The following is an 18,174-nucleotide window of genomic DNA, read 5'->3' on the forward strand; positions in this document are numbered from 1 at the left end:
CGACGCCCCGCCCGCCCTAGATATGGGGCCATTGTAATCGGGAGCTCCCTCCGTTGGTCCTCATCCTTCAGATCTTGCAGATTCTCCTCAACGTCGTCTGGTGGGTGATCATCGTTCAGGCGATCCTGTCCTGGCTGATCGCCTTCAACGTCATCAACACCTCGAACGATTTCATCCGTTCGGTCTGGTATGCGCTCCAGAAGATGACCGATCCGCTCTATCGCCCGATCCGGCGCATCCTGCCCGATTTCGGCGCGCTCGACCTGTCGCCGATGGTCGTGCTGCTCGCGGTGGTCATCCTCGACAAGATCCTGAACGCCGCGATCGCGCAACAGATGTACGGGGGCGCGGTCGTCGTCGGCTGATGCCCGCCTGGTCGCCCTGCGAGGACGGCATCCGCATCGCGGTGCGCGTCACCCCGCGCGGCGGGCGTGACGCGCTGACCAGCGGCACCGATGCGCATTTCGCCGCGCGGCTGTCCGCCCCCCCGGTCGACGGCGCGGCCAATGCGGCGCTGGTCCCGCTGGTCGCGAAGCATTTCGGCGTGCCCAAGCGCGCGGTGACGATCGTGGCGGGCGAGACGGCGCGATTGAAGCGCCTTCACATCGCCGGGGACCCGGACGCACTGGCGCGTCTGGCCGAGGCGCTTTATGGCGGTGCGCCATGACCCCAATTACCCCAATGACTGGCGCCACGATCATCGACGGCAAGGCGTTCGCCGCCGGCCTCCGCACCCGTATTGCCACCCAGGTCGCGACCTTCCGCGACGCCACCGGCCGCGCGCCGGGGCTGGCCGTCGTCCTTGTCGGCGAGGACCCGGCCTCCAGCGTCTATGTCCGGTCCAAGGGCAAGGCGACGCGCGAGGCGGGGATGGAGAGCTTCGAGCATCGCCTGCCCGCCGATACCGATCAGGCGACCCTGCTGACGCTGGTCGAACAGCTCAATCAGGACCCGACCGTCGACGGCATCCTCGTCCAGCTGCCGCTGCCCGGCCAGATCGACGCGCAGGCGGTGATCCAGGCGATCGACCCCGACAAGGATGTCGACGGCTTCCACCCGGTCAATGCCGGGCGGCTGGCGACGGGCGTCGAGGGCTTCGTGCCCTGCACCCCGCTCGGCTGCCTGATGCTGCTCAAGAGCATTCACCCCAGCCTGTCGGGGATGGACGCGGTGGTCGTCGGCCGCTCGAACATCGTCGGCAAGCCGATGGCGCAGCTGCTGCTGGGCGAAAGCTGCACCGTGACCGTCGCGCACAGCCGTACCCGCAATCTGCCCGAGGTGGTCGGCCGCGCCGATATCGTCGTGGCGGCGGTGGGCGTGCCGGGGCTGGTCAAGGGCGAATGGATCAAGCCCGGCGCCAGCGTCATCGACGTCGGCATCAACCGGACCGAGACGGGCCTGGTCGGCGATGTCGAATATGACGCCGCCGCCGCGCGCGCGGGCGCGATCACCCCGGTGCCGGGCGGCGTCGGGCCGATGACGATCGCGGTCCTGCTGCGCAACACGCTGGTCTCGGCGGGTCGGCGCGAGGGCGTCGCGATCGACCAGACGGCGCTCTGAGCCGGTGCTCGAACTCTTCATCTCGTCGCTGATCACCTTCTTCGTGGTGATCGATCCGCCGGGCTGCGCGCCGATCTATGCAGGGCTTTCGGCGGGGGCGACGCCGCAGCACCGCCGCGCGATGGCGATCCGCGCGGTCATGGTCGCCTCGGTCATCCTGTTCGTCTTCGCGCTGTTCGGCGAGGCGCTGCTCCACGGGCTCGGCATCGAGATGCCCGCCTTCCGCATCGCGGGCGGCATCATGCTGTTCCTGATCGCGCTGGAGATGGTGTTCGAGAAGCGCACCCAGCGGCGCGAGGACCGTGCGGCCAAGGTCGCCGACGATCCGCACGAGGCGGAGGATGTGTCGATCTTCCCCATGGCGATGCCGATGATCGCAGGTCCCGGTTCGATCGCGACCGTCATGCTGCTGATGAGCCGCAACCAGGGGCTGGAGGCGTCGCTGGTCGTGCTGGGCGCGATGGTGACGATCCTGCTCCTGACGCTGGTCGCTTTGCTGGCGGCGGGTCCGCTGATGCGGCTGCTGGGCGCCAAGATCGAGGCGGTCATCACCCGCGTGCTGGGCGTGCTGCTCGCCGCGCTGGCGGTGCAGTTCGTGATCGACGGGGTCACCGCCAGCCTGAAGTGATGGCATTCCTCCCCGGTCAGGGGAGGGGAACCGTGGAGGGGGCGAGCCGCGCATGAGGCAGCCCCCCTTTCGTCAGGCCCGACGGCCTGCCACCGCCCCGCAAGCGGATCAGTCGATCCGGTACAGCCGCAGCGGCGATCCCTTGGGCAGCGGCAGCGGGGTCAGCCAGTCCGGCACCCAGCCATGCGCCATCCGGTCGTAAAAGCCCCCCGGCGCCCGCGCGCGGTAGTTGGTCGACTCGGACATGTCGGGGCATAGCAGCAACAGCGTCGCGCCGTGCCGCTTCATGATCGCGTGCGCCTGCGCCTCGCCGCCCTGAAAGGCGTGCTGCACGTCCAGGATCGCGTCGCCATTGCGGTGATAGGGCCCCGCGATCGCGTCATGATGGGTGGTCACGATCAGCCGCGGCCCCAGATCGACGAAGGTGAACACCGTCGCCGCCGGATAGGCGTTGAGCCGCGCCAGTACCGAGGTGCGCACGCACTGCCCCGTCGCGCGGTTGACCCGCGCGGCATAGGCATTGGCCTGTCCGACCGGAAAATGGTTGAAGATCAGCGCGGTGGCGATGCCGCTCGGCACCAGGATCGCCGCGACCATCACCGGCACGCGCAGCAGCGGCGAGGGCAGGCGGTTGATCCAGGGCAGGATGATCCAGAGCAGCGCCGCGACGCCGGGCACCGCCAGCATCTGTGCCGCCGGGGCCGCGCGCGCCTGCCACAACAGCATGGCGCAGGCGAAGGTGGTGAACAGCGCGATCGCGGTCCACCCGATCGTGCGCCGCCGCACCGCCGCGACGATCGCCCCGATCATCCCGATGATCGGCATGATGACCATGGGCAGCGCGATGCGCAGCGGATGCTTGTAGATCGGCTTGGCCTCACGGACATTGTTCAGCCAGTTGCGCTGCAATTCGGGGCTGACCTGTTCGGGCCGGGTCAGGCATTGCGGAAAGCGCCAGGCGAAGCCGCCCGCGATCACCGCGCCCGCCAGCACGGCAAGGCCCAGCCGCGCGGCGCGCGACTCGGGATTGATCCGCGCCAGCAGGAACAGCAGCGCCCCCGCCACCACCGTCACCGACAGCCAGACCGGAGTCAGCGCGTCGCAGCGCATCGCGTAATTGGCGTTGGAGGCAAAGGCGGCGAACCCCGCCGCGCTCCCCCCGCCCAGCGTCAGCGCATAGACCGCCAGCCGCGACGCCTCGTCCCGGTCCCAGACCCAGCGCAGCGTCAGGATCGCCCCTGCCATCGCGGCATAGGGCAGCATCTCCAGCCCGATCGACAGCGACACCGCGCTGGCCAGGCCGACCAGCGCGCCGCCGCGCCGCGCCTGCGGATCGCACAGCCCGGCGACCGTGACCGCCAGCATCGCCAGCTGCCATCCGTGATGGTCGATGCGCATCGGCATGAACATCAGCTGGGTCGAACCCGCGCAATAGAGCAGCGCGATCCCCAGCGGCCAGGCATAGGGCGCGATCAGGCGGCGCATCGTCGCCGCGATTCCCAGCATCGCGATCGACAGGGGGATGGTCGGCGCGATCCCGCAGGCCAGCCGCTCGGCCCAGGCGGGGGTGGTGAACAGGCGGAAGAACAGGATCAGCCCCGCGATCGGCAGGTCGACGATGCGGCTCCAATGGATGTCGAACCCGACCGGCGGGTTCATCCGGTACTGGCGCAGGTCATACCAGCCCTGGCCCGCCATCCAGGCGCGCACCTGCATCAGCCGCATATTGTCGTCGGTGTCGCCCAGCGACCACCAGCGGATCTGGCCCCAGCGGTCATAGACGTACCAGGCGGCGATCGCGACCCAGGCGACCATGACCCATTGCCGCCAGTTGCGGTCGATCTCGCCCTTCAGACGTTCCAAAGACGCTTCCCTCATAACCGCCTGCGGCCTAAGGCGCAGGACTTCGGGCTCCGCTCTATCGCGGGCGACGTAAAGGGCAAGACGGCGGCGTGGCGACTCTTCAGCAGCGGATCGGGCAGTGGCGGGACAGCGGGATGCTGGGCCAGCTGATCCGCTTCGGCATTGCGGGCGGACTGTCGACGGTCGTCTATTCGGCGGTCTATCTGCCGCTGACGTCCTGGGTCCTGCCGCATGACAAGGCGGTGCTGGCGGTGCCGCCCGCCTTTCTGGTCGCGGTGATCTTCGGCTTCTTCCTGCACAGCGCGTGGAGCTTTCGCGGGCACGGCACCCGCGACTCCAGCGGGCGGCAGCATCTGAAATTCCTGGTGGTGCAAGGCTTTGGACTTGTGCTGAATGCGGTCTTCACGTGGATCGCCACCGGGCTCCTGCATCAACAACCCTGGGTCGCGCTGATCCCGGTGGTCACGATCACACCGATCGCGACCTTCGCGCTCAATCGCCAATGGGTCTTCGGATAAGTTCATGGACCGTATCGTTTACGACCGCATGGCCGCGCATGATTCCACCCATTGGTGGTATCGCGCGCGCCGCGACATCCTGGCCGATTATCTGACCCGCTATGGCAAGCTGCCGGGCGAGGCGCGCATCCTGGAGATCGGCTGCGGCACCGGGCACAATCTGCCGATGCTGGCCGGTTTCGGTAACGTCGACGCGATCGAGATCGATCCCGCCGCGCGTGAGATCGCGTCGGAGCGACTCGGCAAGCCGGTGGGCGCGGCCCCCCTGCCCGAACTGCCGGGGATCGAGCGGGGCGCGTACGACCTGATCGCGGTGCTCGACGTGGTCGAACATATCGAGGACGATGTCGCCGCGCTTGCCGCGATGAAGTCCTGCCTGAAGCCGGGCGGCAAGATCCTGATCGCGGTGCCCGCGCATCAATGGATGTGGTCGGCGCATGACGTGGTGAACCACCACCATCGCCGCTATTCCAAGGGGACTTTGGTCTCGGCGATCGAGAAGGCGGGTCTGCGTCCCCGCAAGCTGACCTATTTCAACTCGCTGCTCTTCCCGCTCGCCGCCGCCGCACGCATCGCCGGGCGGCTGACGGGCCGCGACGACAGCGACGACTCGCCCCCGCCCGCGCCGCTCAACAAGGCGTTCGAGGCGATCTTCCGGCTGGAGCGGCATCTGGTCGGCCGCGCGCCGATGACGCCGGGGGTTTCGATCGTGACGTTGGCGGAGCCGGTTTGACGGCTGGTTGGGGCGTAGCCTTCGACTTCGCTCAGGCTGAACGGGGTTCAGTACCCAGGCAGTTACCCAACATCCGTTCAGCCTGAGCGAAGTCGAAGGCCAAGGGAATCCCTCGCAAATTCCGGTTCCGCTCTCCGGCATCCCGCTCTAGGGAAGCCCCCATGCTGGACTTTCATCGCGCCGATCTGGCCCGGTTGGCCGCGCGGGACCGATTGCGGGTGCTGGCCCCGATGGCGGGCAAGGACTTCGCCTCCAACGATTATCTGGGCCTCGCGAACAGCCCCCGCCTCGCCGCCGCGATGGCGCGGGCGATCGAGCAGGGCGTGCCCGTCGGCTCGGGCGGCTCGCGGCTGCTGCGCGGCAACCACCCCGAGCATGAGGCGCTGGAGGCGGAGGCCGCCGCCTTTTTCGGCGCGGAGGCGAGTCTTTACTTCTCCTCGGGCTATACCGCCAATGTCGCGATCATGGCGACGCTGCCGCAGCGCGGCGACCTGATCGTTCACGACGCGCTGGTCCATGCCAGCATGCATGAGGGGATGACGCTGTCGCGCGCGACCTCGGTGGCGGCGGCGCATAATGACGCGGGCGCGTTCGAGCAGGCGATCCGGACCTGGCGCGACGGCGGCGGCAAGGGCACGCCTTGGATCGCGGTCGAAAGCCTCTACAGCATGGACGGCGACACCGCCCCGCTCGCCGACCTGATGGCCGTCGCCGAGCGGCACGACGCGATGCTGGTGGTGGACGAGGCGCATGCCACCGGCGTCTTCGGCGACCGGGGGCAGGGGCTTTCGTCGCCGGGCGAGCGGGTGGTGACGCTGCATACCTGTGGCAAGGCGATGGGGTGCGAGGGCGCGCTGGTCGCCGGGCCCGCCATCCTGCGCGACTATCTGGTCAATCGCGGGCGGGGGTTCATCTTCTCCACCGCGCCCTCGCCGCTGATGGCGCGCGGGGTGCGCGAGGCGCTCCGCATCCTGGCCGACGAGCCCGAGCGGCGGGCGGCGCTCCACGCGCGGATCGCGCTGGCGGGCGAGCATCTGGCAAGGCACGGCGCATCCGCACGCGGCACGCCGATCATGCCGCTGATCCTGCGCGACAATGGCCGGACGATGCGCGCGGCGCACGCGTTGCAGGCGCGCGGCTTCGACATTCGCGGCATCCGCCCGCCGACCGTGCCGGTGGGCGCGGCGCGGTTGCGGCTGTCGATCACCCTCAATGTCGAGGCGGCGGACATCCTCGCCCTCGACCAGGCATTGCAGGAGGTTCTGGCATGAGCACCGTCATCGTCACCGGCACCGATACCGAGATCGGCAAGACCGTCTTCTCCGCCGCGCTGACGGCTGCGCTGGGGGCGAGCTATTGGAAACCCGTCCAGGCGGGCACCGATGACGAGGGGCATGGCGATGCCGAGACGGTGGCACGGCTCAGCGGCCGTCCGGTCCTGCCGTCCGCCTATCGGCTGAAGACCCCCTGCTCGCCGCACCGCGCCGCCGAGATCGATGGGGTGGAGATCGACCGCGCGCGCCTCGCGCTGCCGCAGGTCGACGGGCCGCTGGTCGCCGAGGGGGCGGGCGGGGTGCTGGTGCCCGTCACCCGGCAACTGCTGTTCGCCGACCTGTTCGCGCATTGGGGCCGCCCCGTGGTGCTGGTCGCGCGGACGGGGCTGGGGACGATCAACCACAGCCTGTTGTCGATCGAGGCGTTGCGCGCGCGCGGCGTGCCGATCCTGGGCGTCGCCTTTGTCGGTGAAGCGGTCGAGGACAGCGAGGCGACCATCGCCGCGATCGGCGGGGTGAAGCGGCTCGGTCGTCTGCCGCGCCTTGCCGACCTGACCCGCGAGACGCTGGCAGAGGCTTTCGCCGCCCAGTTCGATGTGGGGGATTTCCGATGACCTCGCCGGTCTGGCACCCCTTCACCCAGCACGGTCTGGGCGAGCCGATCCCGCGTGTCGCCACCGCCTCCGGCGCGGTGCTGACCACGGCCGATGGGCGGCAGGTGATCGACGCCATTTCCAGCTGGTGGGTGACGACCCATGGCCACAACCATCCGCGCATCAGCGCCGCCATCGCCGAGCAGGCGGGCAAGCTGGACCAGATCATCTTCGCGGGCTGGACCCATGAACCCGCCGAGACGGTCGCCGCCGAGCTGGTGCGGATCACCCCGCCGGAGCTGACGCGGGTGTTCTTCTCCGACTCGGGCTCCACGGCGGTCGAGGTCGCGCTGAAGATGGCGCTGGGTTACTGGCTCAACCGGGGCGAGCCGCGCCATCGTATCCTGGTCCTCGAACACAGCTATCATGGCGACACGATCGGCGCGATGTCGGTCGGCGCGCGCGGCGTGTACAACCGCGCCTATGCGCCGCTGCTCTTCGATGTCGGCACCATTCCCTTTCCCCATGACGTGCAGGCGACGCTCGACGCGCTGGAGGCGGAGTGCCGGGCGGGCGCGGCGGCGTTCATCGTCGAGCCGCTGGTGCTGGGGGCGGGCGGCATGTTGTTCTACACACCCCAGACGCTGGCCGCGATGCGCGAGATATGCGCGGCCCATGGCGTGCTGTTCATCGCCGACGAGGTGATGACCGGATGGGGCCGCACCGGCACGCTGTTCGCCTGCGACCAGGCGGGGGTGGCCCCCGACATTCTCTGCCTGTCCAAGGGGCTGACCGGCGGTGCGGTGCCGCTGGCGGTGACGCTGGCGACCGAGCCGATCTTCCAGGCGCACTGGTCGGAGAGTGATCGATCGAAGCAGTTCTTCCATTCGTCCAGCTACACCGCCAACCCCATCGCCTGCGCGGCGGCGGCGGCCAATCTGGCGATCTGGCGCGAGGAGCCGGTGCAGGACCGCATCGACGCACTGGCGGCGGCGCAAGGCCTCCATCTGGCGGGGATCGCGGACCGGGTGGCGGTCCATAGCCCCCGCCAGCTCGGCACCATCGCCGCGTTCGAGCTGGGCGCGGGGCAGGACTATCTCTCCGATCTGGCCCCCCGTCTGCTCGCGCATTTCCGCGAGGCCGATCTGCTCGTCCGGCCGATGGGCAACACCATCTATGTCATGCCGCCTTATTCGATCACTCCGGCGCAGCTTGCGCAGGTTTGGAACGGCATCGATGCGGCGATTGCGCGCTTCGGGGGTTGAGCAACGCCGGAGCCTTTGACTTTACGGCTTTTCATTTGCTTTATCCGGCGGCAATTCAAAAGGGAGCAGGCATGAGCGTGGCGGCGGCAAGGGCGATAGGGGCTCTGGCATCGATGACGGCGCTATGCTGGAGCCTGGGCGTATCCGCGCAGACCGCCCCCGCGTCTCCCCCCGCCCAGCCATTGGGCCCGATCAATGCGGACCTGCCGCCGGGGGGGGATTCCTACGCCCGCGCGATCGAGACGACGCCGGTGGCCGCCGCCACCTGGACGCTGTCCGCCTGGGTCCAGCCGCGCAGCGTCGCGGGCAAGGGCACGACGATGCTGATCGGCGGCTTCGGCGATCCGACCCGGGGGCCCCGCCGCTATCTGGCGCTGGTCGACGGCCAGCCCGCGCTCGTCACCGAGGCGGGGGTGGTGCAGGGCGGCGGCGATGCCGACCGCAACAAATGGACGCATATCGCCGCAAGCTATGACGGCAAGGTCGTCCGGCTGTTCGTGAACGGGCGGCAGGTGGTGCAGCGCGGCCTGTCGCTCGAACCCGTTACGGGCGTCGCGACCCTGGCCCCGCGCAGCTATCAGCCGATCTTCGCGGGCCGGATCATCGACTTCCGCATGGTGCGCGAGGCGGTCGATCCGCTGGCCATCCGCGTCGCCGCGCGGCGTGCGCCCGACCCGGCGAAGCTGGCGCTCCAGACCGGCAGCCCGAGCTGGCCCTTTCAGACCCGCCAGATGCAGGGCCAGACCGTACCGCAGGATGCCTGGACCCTGCCCCAGTCCAGGGCGCCGATCCCGACCGGCGGCACGGCGAAGCCCGAGCCGAAGGACCCCGCCCTCGTCTCCACCGCGACCGGGCAATGGGCGGTCAATGGCTGGCGGCTGATCGAGGCGGCGAAGGTCGGCCCCGGCGGCGCGGACCTGTCGCAGGGCAATTTCGACGCCGACAAATGGTATGTCGCGACCGTGCCGGGCACGGTCCTGACCACGCTGGTCGATCGCGGCGTCTATCCCGATCCGGCGGTGGGGCTGAACAATCTGGCGATCCCCGAGACGCTGGCGCGCCAGGATTACTGGTATCGCACCGAGTTCGACACGCCGCCAGAGGCCGCCGGGCGGCAGATGTGGCTGACCTTCAACGGCGTAAACTATTCGGCCGAGGTCTGGGTCAACGGCCGGATGGCGGGCACGATGAAGGGCGCGTTCATCCGGGGCCGCTTTCCCGTGACGCTGGCCGCCGGGCGCAACGCCATTGCGGTGCGCGTCTCGCCGCCGCCGCACCCCGGCCTGGCGCATGAGGAATCGATGACGGCGGGCGTGGGCGAGAATGGCGGCGTCCAGATGATGGACGGCCCGACCTTCGTCGCGACCGAGGGCTGGGACTGGATCCCGAGCGTCCGCGACCGCAATACCGGGCTGTGGCAGGGGGTGACGCTGGCCGCGACCGGTCCGGCGGTGATCGGCGACCCGCAGGTCGTTACGACCTTGCCCAAGCCCGACAATTCGGTCGCCGATGTCGAGATCGCGGTGCCCGTCACCAATAACGGCCAGACCCCGGTGACGGCGACCGTCCGCGCGGTGTTCGATGACGTGGTGGTCGAAAAGCCGGTGACGGTCGCGCCGGGCCAGACGATCCGCGCCGTCCTGTCGCCGTCCGAATTCCCGCAACTGTCGGTCAAGAATCCGCGCCTGTGGTGGCCCAATGGTTATGGCGACCCCGCGCTGCACGATCTGGCGCTGACCGCGGCGGTCGACGGCGCGCTGTCGGACAGCAAGGGCCTGCGCTTCGGGATGCGGCAGGTGACCTATGACCTGTCGCTGTTCGACGATGACGGCGATCTGGAGCGGGTGACGCTGGACCTCAACCGGGTGCGGGGCGGCCAGCGGGTGGTCGACACCAGCCATGCGGGCATCCGCAAGACCGCCAATGGCTGGGCGATGAGCTTCACCCCCGGCGCGTCCCAGTCGGCGGCGGTCGCCAAGGTGCAGGACGATCCGCGCCTCGCCCCCTATCTCGTCCTGCGGGTCAATGGCGTGCGGATCGCGGCGCGCGGCGGCAATATCGGCATGGACGACTTTATGAAGCGCATCGACCGTGCGCATCTGGAGCCCTTCTTCCGCCTCCACCGCGACGCGCACCTGAACATCATCCGCAACTGGGTGGGGCAGAATACCGAGGACAGCTTCTTCGACCTGGCCGACGAATATGGCCTGATGGTCCTGTCCGATTTCTGGGAGTCGACCCAGGATTACAATATGGAGGCCGAGGACCCGCAGCTGTTCCTCGCCAATGCGGCGGACGTGGTGCGCCGCTATCGCAACCATCCCTCGATCGTCGCCTGGTTCGGCCGGAACGAGGGGGTGCCGCAGCCGATCCTGAATACCGGGCTGGACACGCTGCTGCGCGCCGAGGACGGGACGCGGCTCTACATGCCCTCGTCCAACGCGGTGAACCTGCAAGGGTCGGGCCCCTATGACTGGCGGCCGCCCGCCGACTATTTCACCACGCTCGCCAAGGGCTTTTCGGTCGAGGTCGGCACCCCCTCGCTACCGACGCTGGAGGCATGGAAGCGCGCCATCCCGGCCGAGGCGGATCGCTGGCCGATCGGCGATGTCTGGGCCTATCACGACTGGCACCAGACCGGGAACGGCGCGGTCAAGAGCTTCACCGCCGCGCTCGAACGCCGCTTCGGCCCCGCCACCGGGCTCGAGGATTTCGAGCGCAAGGCGCAGATGATGGAGTATGAATCCTATCGCGCCATCTTCGAGGGGATGAATGCGGGGCTCTGGACCGAGAATTCGGGCCGGATGCTGTGGATGACGCAACCCGCCTGGCCGTCCTCGGCCTGGCAGATCTTCTCGTCCGACTATGACACCCATGCCGCCTTCTACGGCGTGAAGAAGGCCGCCGAGCCGATCCATGTCCAGATGAACCTGCCCGACCACCGCGTCGTGCTGGTCAACAACACCCGCGACGCGCTGAAGGGTGTGCAGGTGCGCGCGCGGGTCGTCGGGCTCGATGGCCGGGTCGAATCAGACCAGGAGACGAAGATCGCCGCCAATGCCGAGGGGGTGACGCCGGTGCTGACCCTCGACCTGGCCTCGGCGATGAAGCGCGGGCCGGTGCTCGTCCGGCTGGAGGCGAGCGATGCGGGCGGACAGTTGCTGTCGACCAACAGCTATTGGCAGGCGCAGGACGATGCGGGCTATCGCGCGCTGACGACGATGGGCGCGGCGACGGTCACGGCCAGCACGGCGTTGCAGGGGCAGGGCGAGGAAACGATCGCCAACGTCACCCTGACCAACAGCGGCACGGTCCCCGCGATCGAGACCAAGCTGACCGTGATGAATGCCGACGGGACGCAGGTCCTGCCCGCCTATTTCAGCGACAATTACGTCACCCTGTTGCCGGGAGAAAGCCGCGTGATCGAAGTCCGCTACCCCACCGCCAAGGCGGACAGGCCCAGCGTCACGCTGCGCGGCTGGAACGTCACCGCGACCAGCGCGGACCTGCGCCCGTGAACCGCCTCACCCTGGCCGCGCTGCTCGCGCTGACCCTGGCCGCGCCCGCCATCGCACAGGTGAAGGAGACCGACGGCCAGCGCTGGGCGCGCGAATGGGAGGAGCGGCTGCACAACGATTTCGGCTATCTCGCGCGCTACCGCGACGACAATGCGAAGCTCGCGGCGCCGGTGCCGGGTCGTCCGCGCATCGTCTTCATGGGCGATTCGATCACCCAGAACTGGGTCGATCGCGCGCCCGGTTTCTTCACGCCCGGCCGGATCGGGCGCGGGATCAGCGGGCAGACCACCTCGCAGATGCTGCTGCGCTTTCGGCAGGACGTGATCGACCTGAAGCCTGCGGTCGTGCAGATCATGGCGGGCACCAACGACATTGCGGGCAATACCGGCCCGACGACCGATGCGCAGGTGCAGGGCAATATCATGTCGATGGTCGAACTGGCGCAGGCGCATGGCATCCGGGTGATCCTGGCCTCGATCCCGCCCGCCGATCATTTCGAGTGGAAGCCGGGGGTGAACCCGGCCCCGCGCATAGCCGCGATGAACGGCTGGCTGAAGGATTATGCGGCGCGCATCGGCGCGACCTATGCCGATTACTGGTCGGTCCTGCATGTCGGCGACGCGCTGAACCCCGCTTATGGCACCGACGGGGTGCATCCCAATGCGGCGGGCTATGCCGCGATGGCGCCGGTCGCCGATGCCGCGATCCGGCGGGCGCTGGCCAAGCCTCAGTCGCGCAGGATGCGGTAGTTCAGCCGCGCGGTCGCGATCGGCCGGTCGCGATCCTCCTGCCAGGCGGTCGCCTCGACATTGGCGATCCGCTGGCCCAGGCGCAGGATGGTGCCGACCGCGCGGGTCGGGTGGTCGCGGCCCGTGCGCAGATAGTCGGTCGTCACCGTCACCGGCTTGATCCGCGCCGCCCCCTCCAGGGACAGCCGATGGGTCAGCGCGGCGATCCCCGCCACCTCCAGCAGCCCTGCGATCGCGCCGCCCTGAAGCAGCCCCGGCCAGCCCATCACATGGTCGCCGAACGGCATCACCAGTTCCGGCACCTCTTCGACCCATTCGATCGAACAGCCCAGCCACTCGGCATAGGGCGGCAGCACCATCTGCGTGCCGATCGCGGTGCGCGGCGGGGTCATGCCTCGACCCCCGCGTTCAGCCGCATGAAGGTGCCCGCGACATGCGCCACCGGATCGCCGGGATCGCCGTCATGCGCGATGCCCCGGACGAAGGCGATGCTGTGGGTGATGCGATAGCATTCGCCGCGCCCGATCACCGTCCGCTCCGGCACGGCGGGGCGCAGATAGTCGACGCGCAGGTCGACCGTCACATGCGCCTCGAACGCGCCGCGCTTCAGCCAGACCGACAGGCTGGTCGCCATGTCCATCATTGCGACGATCGGGCCCGAGGCGATGACCCCGCTGGCCGGATCGCCGATCAGCCGCGCGCCATAGGGCAAAGCCAGCTCCGCCCAGTCGTCCCCATGCGTCCGGTACTGCATCCCCAGATGCCGTCCATGGCCGCCAAAGCCGCCCATCGCCGTGAAGCGTTCAATATCGAACCCCATGGGCCGATGCTCTACATCAACGATGCGCAAAAGGAGAGTGGGATGAACGACCGGGTGACGATCGCGGTGGCGGAGGGCGTCGCCGATGTCCGGCTGGCGCGCGGCGAAAAGCTGAACGCGATCGACCGCGCGATGTTCGACGCGCTGGCCGGGGCGATCGACACGCTGGCGGTGCGGGCGGATGTGCGCGCGGTCGTGCTGTCGGGCGAGGGGGAGGGTTTCTGCTCGGGGCTCGACATGGCGGCGATGGCGGGGGGCGATCTGGCCGGGCTGGACCTGTCGGCGCGGAGCCATGGCCCGGCCAATCGGGTGCAGCAGGTGGCGTGGGGCTGGCGGACGCTGGCGGTGCCGGTGATCGCGGCGGTGCACGGTGTGGCGTTCGGCGGGGGGACGCAAATCATGGCGGGCGCCGACATCCGACTGGCGCATCCCGCGACGCGCTTTGCGATTCGCGAGGTGCATTGGGGGATCGTCCCCGACATGGGCGGCTTCGCGCTGTGGCGCGGCGTGCGCGAGGATGTGCTGCGCGAATGGGTCTATACCGCGCGCGAGTTCGACGCGGCCGAGGCGCAGGCGGCGGGGTTCGTCACGCGGCTGGTCGAGGACCCGCAGGGGGAGGCCTTGGCGCTCGCCCGCACGATCGCGGGGCGGAGTCCCGATGCGGTGCGGAGCGCGAAACGGCTGTTCGGGGCGATGGGCTGCGCGCCGGAGGCGATGCTGGCGATGGAGAGCGCCGAGCAGGTGGCCTTGATGCGGGGGAAGAACCACCGCGAGGCGGTTGCGGCGAACATGGCGCGGCGGTGGCCGGTGTTTCGGGACGGTTGAGAGGGGCAGCTCCCTCTCCCGCAACGATAGCCCCTCTCCCGGCAGGGGGAGGGGTTGGGGAGGGGCAAGGGCCGCAAGAGCTCTTCTCTGCGAGACCCCATGCCCTCCCCCATCCCCTCCCGCTTGCGGGAGGGGCGTGCTCTTTGGCAGGTGGCAGGACCCTACAAAAAAGGGGGGCAGCCCCTTTCGAGACTCCCCCCTTCCCGGCGTTTCGCGAAAATTACTCCGCGGTCGCCTTGATGATCTTGCCCGGATTGCGCGGCGGCTCGCCCTTGGGGAGCGCGTCGACATGCTCCATGCCGCTCTCGACCTGGCCCCACACCGTGTACTGGCGGTCGAGGAAGCGCGCATCGTCGAAGCAGATGAAGAACTGCGAATTGGCCGAGTTCGGGTCGTTGGTCCGCGCCATCGAGCAGGTGCCACGGACGTGCGGCTCGGCGTTGAATTCCTGCTTCAAATTGGGCTTGTCCGAACCCGACATGCCGGTGCCGGTGGGGTCGCCGCCCTGCGCCATGAAGCCGGGGATCACGCGGTGGAACACGACGCCGTCGTAGAAACCTTCATTGGCGAGCCCGCCGATGCGCGCGACATGCTCGGGCGCCAGGTCGGGGCGCAGCGTGATCACGACATCGCCGCTCTCGAGCGTCAGGGTCAGCTTGGAAAAAGTCTCGGCCATAAGGGTCTTCCTTGGTTGATGTGCCGCAGGTAGGCATTCCTGTGCCCGCTGGCAAATGCGGGCACCGCGCGATAGAGGCATGACGCCGCGTTCATGTTCCATCGAGGGAGGCCGAGATCAGCGACACCGAACTCCCCGACCTCGAAACCGAGACCCCGTTGCCGGAAACCCAGCTGGACGAGGACGACCGGCTGAAGCCCGAATATGTCACCGCCGTGCTCGATGCGCTGAAGGCGGGCGACGACGAGGGCGCGCGGGCGCTGGTCGAGCCGCTCCACCCCGCCGACATCGCCGACCTGTTCGAGCTGGTCGACGACGAGGAGCGGGTCAGCCTGGCGCGCGCGGTCGCGGACCTGCTGAACGGCGACGTCTTCGCCGAGATGAACGACTATGTGCGCGAGCAGCTGATCCAGGCGCTCGAACCGCATGAAGTCGCCGACATCGCCTCCGAGCTCGACACCGACGACGCGGTCGCGATCATCGAGGACATGGACGAGGACGAGCAGCGCGCGGTGCTGCGCGCGCTCGACCCCGACGACCGCGCCGCGATCGAGGAGGCTTTGTCCTTCCCCGAGGAGTCCGCCGGCCGCCTGATGCAGCGCGAGCTGATCGCGGTGCCCGAACATTGGACGGTGGCCGAGACGATCGAGTTCCTGCGCGGCGATGAGGAACTGACCACCGATTTCTGGGAAATCTTCGTGGTCGATCCCGGCCATCGCCCGATCGGGACGTGCCAGCTGTCCTGGATCCTGCGCGCGCCGGGCGGGATCGCGATCGGCGACGTGATGAAGCGCGAACAGACGCTGATCCCGGTCGACATGGACCAGGAAGAGGTCGCGCTGCGCTTCCAGAAATATGCGCTGATCTCGGCCGCCGTGGTCGATGGCAGCGGGCGGCTGGTCGGCATGATCACCGTCGACGACATCGTCCACATCATCCAGCAGGAGGCGGGCGAGGACGTGCTGCGCCTGTCGGGGGCGGGCGAGGGCGACATCAACGAGCCGATCCTCGACAGCTACAAGAGCCGCGTTCGCTGGCTGATCGCCAACCTCGTCACCGCGATGGTCGCCTCCTCGGTGATCGCCGCGTTCGAGGGGACGATCGCGCGGATGGTGGCGCTGGCGACGCTGATGCCGATCGTCGCGGGGGTCGGCGGCAACGCCGGGACGCAGACGCTGGCGGTGACGGTGCGCGCGCTGGCGACCAACCAGTTGACCCGGTCCAACACGACCCGCGCGATCCTGCGCGAGATTCGCGTGGCGATGATGAACGGCGTGACGGTCGCGGCGGTGATCGGGGTGGGGGTCAGCCTGGTCTTCGCCAATCCGGCACTGGGCATGGTGATCGCGGCGGCGATGATGACCAATATCCTGGTCGCGGGGCTGGCGGGCGTGCTGGTGCCGGTGACGCTCGACCGGTTCGACGCCGACCCGGCGGTGGCGTCGTCGGTGTTCGTAACGATGACCACCGATTCGATCGGCTTCCTGGCCTTTCTGGGGCTGGCGACCGCAGCCGGGCTGACGGGATGACATTCCTCCCCTGCAAGGGGAGGTGGCGCGCGCAGCGCGTCGGAGGGGTGTCCCGCTATCGATAGGCCGACACCCCTCCGTCAGGGCTTCGCCCTGCCACCTCCCCTTATAGGGGAGGAATTACCTCCTCCGATCAAAACTATGGCGGTCGCCCCGGACCATGCTTATGATGCACCCCCGCGCAGCCGGGGGGCCGCGTCGTGTCACCACCCGTCAACGCGGATAGTTAAGCAGCGCGCATGAATCGTTTTGCCATCGGTATCGCCGGTATCCTTGTCATCCTGGCGATCGCGGTCGCCCTGTCCACCGATCGTCGCGCCATCCGCCTGCGCGTGGTCGGTGCGGCCTTTGCGCTGCAGGCGGGGATCGCGGTGCTCGTCCTCTATGTCCCCTGGGGCAAGAAGGTGCTGCAGACGCTGTCCGCCGGGGTCGCCGGGCTGCTCGGCTATGCCAATGAGGGGACCAGCTTCCTGTTCGGGGCGCTGGCGTCCGACCCGCTGGGGCGCAATTTCGCGATCCAGGCGCTGCCGGTCATCATCTTCTTCGCCGCGCTGGTGTCGATCCTCTATTATCTGGGGATCATGCAGCTGGTCGTGCGCTGGCTGGGCGGCGCGATCGAGAAGGTGATCGGCGTGTCCAAGGTGGAATCGCTCTGCGCGGCCGCCAATGTGTTCGTCGGCCAGTCCGAATCGCCGCTCGTCATCCGGCCCTATCTGGCCAGCCTCACCCCCGCACAGCTGTTCACCGTGATGACCAGCGGCATGGCGGGCGTGGCGGGCACGATCCTGGCGGCCTATGCCTCGATGGGCATCTCGATCGAATATCTGCTCGCGGCCAGCTTCATGGCGGCGCCCGGCGGTATCCTGATGGCCAAGATCATCATGCCCGATCGGCCCGAACCGCCCGCCGGCCAGCTGCCGCTGGGCGACGTGATCGAGGATGAGAGGATTTCCCTCGCCGAGGCGACGCATGACGAGGAAAAGCCCGCCAACATCATCATGGCGGCCGCGCAAGGCGCGCAGACCGGCGTGAAGCTGGCCGTGGCGGTCGGTGCGATGGTGCTGGCCTTCGTCGCGCTGGTCGCGCTGGCGAACGGGTTGCTGGGCGGGCTGGGCAATCTGGTCGGGATTCCGGGGCTCAGCTTCCAGGCGCTGCTCGGCTATGTGTTCCAGCCGATCATGGTGCTGCTCAACGTGCCGTGGAAGGAAGCGGGGATCGCGGGCGGCCTGTTCGGCGAGAAGATCGTGCTCAACGAGTTCGTCGCCTATATCGATCTGGGCAAGCAGGCCGCGCAGCTGTCGCCGCGCACCGTCGCGGTCGTCACCTTCGCGCTGTGCGGCTTCGCCAATTTCTCCTCGATCGCGATCCAGATGGCGGTGACGGGCAGCCTGGCGCCGAACCAACGCCCGACCATCGCGCGCCTCGGCATCCGCGCGCTGATCGCGGGGAGCCTCGCCAACCTGATGTCGGCCGCGCTGGCGGGCCTGCTGATCGGGTAGGGCGCTTTCGGGGTTGATCCTGCAGATGGGCGCGCTATGGGCGCCCGGTCGGTCGCGCTCGTGGCCGATTCACTGCACAGGATCACAATGCCCCGATCTAGTCCCTTGTCCGGCGACGAGGACA

General features: G+C 68.8%; 18 protein-coding genes. 14 read left to right on the forward strand and 4 right to left on the reverse strand.

The annotated features are described in order from the left end of the window. Positions 1–53 precede the first annotated feature (53 nt). The 4 genes from ABIC44_RS10335 to ABIC44_RS10350 are packed head-to-tail and all read left to right on the forward strand — an operon-like array spanning position 54 to position 2,188. Positions 54–365 (forward strand): YggT family protein, encoded by a 312-nt coding sequence (locus tag ABIC44_RS10335; RefSeq protein ID WP_307101698.1) that lies wholly within the window; start codon positions 54–56, stop codon positions 363–365. Next, entirely contained in the window at positions 365–667 is a 303-nt protein-coding gene (locus ABIC44_RS10340; RefSeq protein ID WP_354295263.1) for a DUF167 domain-containing protein, read from the forward strand. Before ABIC44_RS10335 ends, ABIC44_RS10340 begins: the two co-directional genes overlap by 1 nt. Next, entirely contained in the window at positions 664–1,560 is an 897-nt protein-coding gene (folD, locus tag ABIC44_RS10345; RefSeq protein WP_502959838.1) for a bifunctional methylenetetrahydrofolate dehydrogenase/methenyltetrahydrofolate cyclohydrolase FolD, read from the forward strand. Before ABIC44_RS10340 ends, folD begins: the two co-directional genes overlap by 4 nt. Positions 1,561–1,564: 4 nt before the next feature. Next, entirely contained in the window at positions 1,565–2,188 is a 624-nt protein-coding gene (locus ABIC44_RS10350; RefSeq protein WP_307101691.1) for a MarC family protein, read from the forward strand. Between the two features lie 108 nt (positions 2,189–2,296). Here the strand turns inward: ABIC44_RS10350 and ABIC44_RS10355 are convergent, their stop codons facing one another. Then, positions 2,297–4,066, reverse strand: a complete 1,770-nt coding sequence (locus ABIC44_RS10355) for an AcrB/AcrD/AcrF family protein (protein WP_354295264.1) — start codon at positions 4,064–4,066, stop codon at positions 2,297–2,299. 119 nt (positions 4,067–4,185) lie between these two features. Between ABIC44_RS10355 and ABIC44_RS10360 the strand changes: the two genes are divergently transcribed. From ABIC44_RS10360 to ABIC44_RS10390, 7 genes are all read left to right on the forward strand, one after another. Continuing rightward, positions 4,186–4,569, forward strand: a complete 384-nt coding sequence (locus ABIC44_RS10360) for a GtrA family protein (RefSeq protein WP_307104683.1) — start codon at positions 4,186–4,188, stop codon at positions 4,567–4,569. 4 nt (positions 4,570–4,573) lie between these two features. After that, entirely contained in the window at positions 4,574–5,302 is a 729-nt protein-coding gene (locus ABIC44_RS10365) for a class I SAM-dependent methyltransferase (protein WP_354295265.1), read from the forward strand. Positions 5,303–5,463: 161 nt separating this feature from the next. After that, positions 5,464–6,573: an 8-amino-7-oxononanoate synthase gene (locus ABIC44_RS10370; protein ID WP_354295266.1), complete on the forward strand. Its 1,110-nt coding sequence runs from the start codon at positions 5,464–5,466 to the stop codon at positions 6,571–6,573. Next, positions 6,570–7,190 carry a dethiobiotin synthase gene (gene bioD / locus ABIC44_RS10375; protein WP_354295267.1) on the forward strand — a complete coding sequence of 207 codons (621 nt, stop codon included), beginning with the start codon at positions 6,570–6,572 and terminating at the stop codon, positions 7,188–7,190. The genes ABIC44_RS10370 and bioD overlap by 4 nt, the downstream gene beginning before the upstream one ends. After that, entirely contained in the window at positions 7,187–8,434 is a 1,248-nt protein-coding gene (locus tag ABIC44_RS10380; RefSeq protein ID WP_354295268.1) for an adenosylmethionine--8-amino-7-oxononanoate transaminase, read from the forward strand. Before bioD ends, ABIC44_RS10380 begins: the two co-directional genes overlap by 4 nt. 71 nt (positions 8,435–8,505) lie before the next feature. Further along, complete coding sequence (locus ABIC44_RS10385; protein ID WP_354295269.1) at positions 8,506–11,952, forward strand: glycosyl hydrolase 2 galactose-binding domain-containing protein; 3,447 nt, start codon at positions 8,506–8,508, stop codon at positions 11,950–11,952. Further along, complete coding sequence (locus ABIC44_RS10390) at positions 11,949–12,701, forward strand: GDSL-type esterase/lipase family protein (protein ID WP_354295271.1); 753 nt, start codon at positions 11,949–11,951, stop codon at positions 12,699–12,701. Before ABIC44_RS10385 ends, ABIC44_RS10390 begins: the two co-directional genes overlap by 4 nt. Here ABIC44_RS10390 and ABIC44_RS10395 read toward each other — a convergent pair. Next, complete coding sequence (locus ABIC44_RS10395) at positions 12,680–13,093, reverse strand: PaaI family thioesterase (RefSeq protein WP_307101677.1); 414 nt, start codon at positions 13,091–13,093, stop codon at positions 12,680–12,682. The two genes, ABIC44_RS10390 and ABIC44_RS10395, sit on opposite strands and share 22 nt — an antisense overlap. Further along, on the reverse strand, positions 13,090–13,521 hold the full coding sequence (locus tag ABIC44_RS10400; protein ID WP_307101674.1) for a PaaI family thioesterase: 432 nt from the start codon (positions 13,519–13,521) through the stop codon (positions 13,090–13,092). The genes ABIC44_RS10395 and ABIC44_RS10400 overlap by 4 nt, the downstream gene beginning before the upstream one ends. 42 nt (positions 13,522–13,563) lie before the next feature. Between ABIC44_RS10400 and ABIC44_RS10405 the strand changes: the two genes are divergently transcribed. Then, a complete protein-coding gene (locus tag ABIC44_RS10405) occupies positions 13,564–14,346 on the forward strand; it encodes a crotonase/enoyl-CoA hydratase family protein (protein WP_354295293.1) in 783 nt (260 codons plus the stop codon). A gap of 220 nt (positions 14,347–14,566) precedes the next feature. Here the strand turns inward: ABIC44_RS10405 and ABIC44_RS10410 are convergent, their stop codons facing one another. Next, complete coding sequence (locus ABIC44_RS10410; RefSeq protein ID WP_042488118.1) at positions 14,567–15,022, reverse strand: peptidylprolyl isomerase; 456 nt, start codon at positions 15,020–15,022, stop codon at positions 14,567–14,569. A gap of 116 nt (positions 15,023–15,138) precedes the next feature. Between ABIC44_RS10410 and mgtE the strand changes: the two genes are divergently transcribed. Together mgtE and ABIC44_RS10420 are read left to right on the forward strand one after the other, a co-directional pair. Further along, on the forward strand, positions 15,139–16,551 hold the full coding sequence (gene mgtE, locus ABIC44_RS10415) for a magnesium transporter (RefSeq protein WP_307104678.1): 1,413 nt from the start codon (positions 15,139–15,141) through the stop codon (positions 16,549–16,551). A 239-nt stretch (positions 16,552–16,790) separates the two neighbouring features. After that, positions 16,791–18,050, forward strand: a complete 1,260-nt coding sequence (locus tag ABIC44_RS10420; RefSeq protein WP_354295273.1) for a NupC/NupG family nucleoside CNT transporter — start codon at positions 16,791–16,793, stop codon at positions 18,048–18,050. The last annotated feature ends 124 nt before the right edge of the window (positions 18,051–18,174 follow it).

This window comes from Sphingomonas sp. 1185, assembly GCF_040544655.1.
Taxonomy (GTDB): domain Bacteria; phylum Pseudomonadota; class Alphaproteobacteria; order Sphingomonadales; family Sphingomonadaceae; genus Sphingomonas.

Bases quoted from the DNA above. Each gene is read 5' to 3' on its own strand.
- ABIC44_RS10340 (WP_354295263.1), top strand. From the start codon at position 365: ATGCCCGCCTGGTCGCCCTGCGAGGACGGCATCCGCATCGCGGTGCGC.
- ABIC44_RS10360 (WP_307104683.1), top strand. From the start codon at position 4,186: ATGCTGGGCCAGCTGATCCGCTTCGGCATTGCGGGCGGACTGTCGACG.
- ABIC44_RS10370 (WP_354295266.1), top strand. From the start codon at position 5,464: ATGCTGGACTTTCATCGCGCCGATCTGGCCCGGTTGGCCGCGCGGGAC.
- ABIC44_RS10395 (WP_307101677.1), bottom strand. From the start codon at position 13,093: ATGACCCCGCCGCGCACCGCGATCGGCACGCAGATGGTGCTGCCGCCC.
- ABIC44_RS10355 (WP_354295264.1), bottom strand. From the start codon at position 4,066: ATGAGGGAAGCGTCTTTGGAACGTCTGAAGGGCGAGATCGACCGCAAC.
- ABIC44_RS10380 (WP_354295268.1), top strand. From the start codon at position 7,187: ATGACCTCGCCGGTCTGGCACCCCTTCACCCAGCACGGTCTGGGCGAG.
- ABIC44_RS10385 (WP_354295269.1), top strand. From the start codon at position 8,506: ATGAGCGTGGCGGCGGCAAGGGCGATAGGGGCTCTGGCATCGATGACG.
- ABIC44_RS10365 (WP_354295265.1), top strand. From the start codon at position 4,574: ATGGACCGTATCGTTTACGACCGCATGGCCGCGCATGATTCCACCCAT.
- ABIC44_RS10410 (WP_042488118.1), bottom strand. From the start codon at position 15,022: ATGGCCGAGACTTTTTCCAAGCTGACCCTGACGCTCGAGAGCGGCGAT.
- ABIC44_RS10420 (WP_354295273.1), top strand. From the start codon at position 16,791: ATGAATCGTTTTGCCATCGGTATCGCCGGTATCCTTGTCATCCTGGCG.
- folD (WP_502959838.1), top strand. From the start codon at position 664: ATGACCCCAATTACCCCAATGACTGGCGCCACGATCATCGACGGCAAG.
- bioD (WP_354295267.1), top strand. From the start codon at position 6,570: ATGAGCACCGTCATCGTCACCGGCACCGATACCGAGATCGGCAAGACC.
- ABIC44_RS10400 (WP_307101674.1), bottom strand. From the start codon at position 13,521: ATGGGGTTCGATATTGAACGCTTCACGGCGATGGGCGGCTTTGGCGGC.
- ABIC44_RS10405 (WP_354295293.1), top strand. From the start codon at position 13,564: ATGAACGACCGGGTGACGATCGCGGTGGCGGAGGGCGTCGCCGATGTC.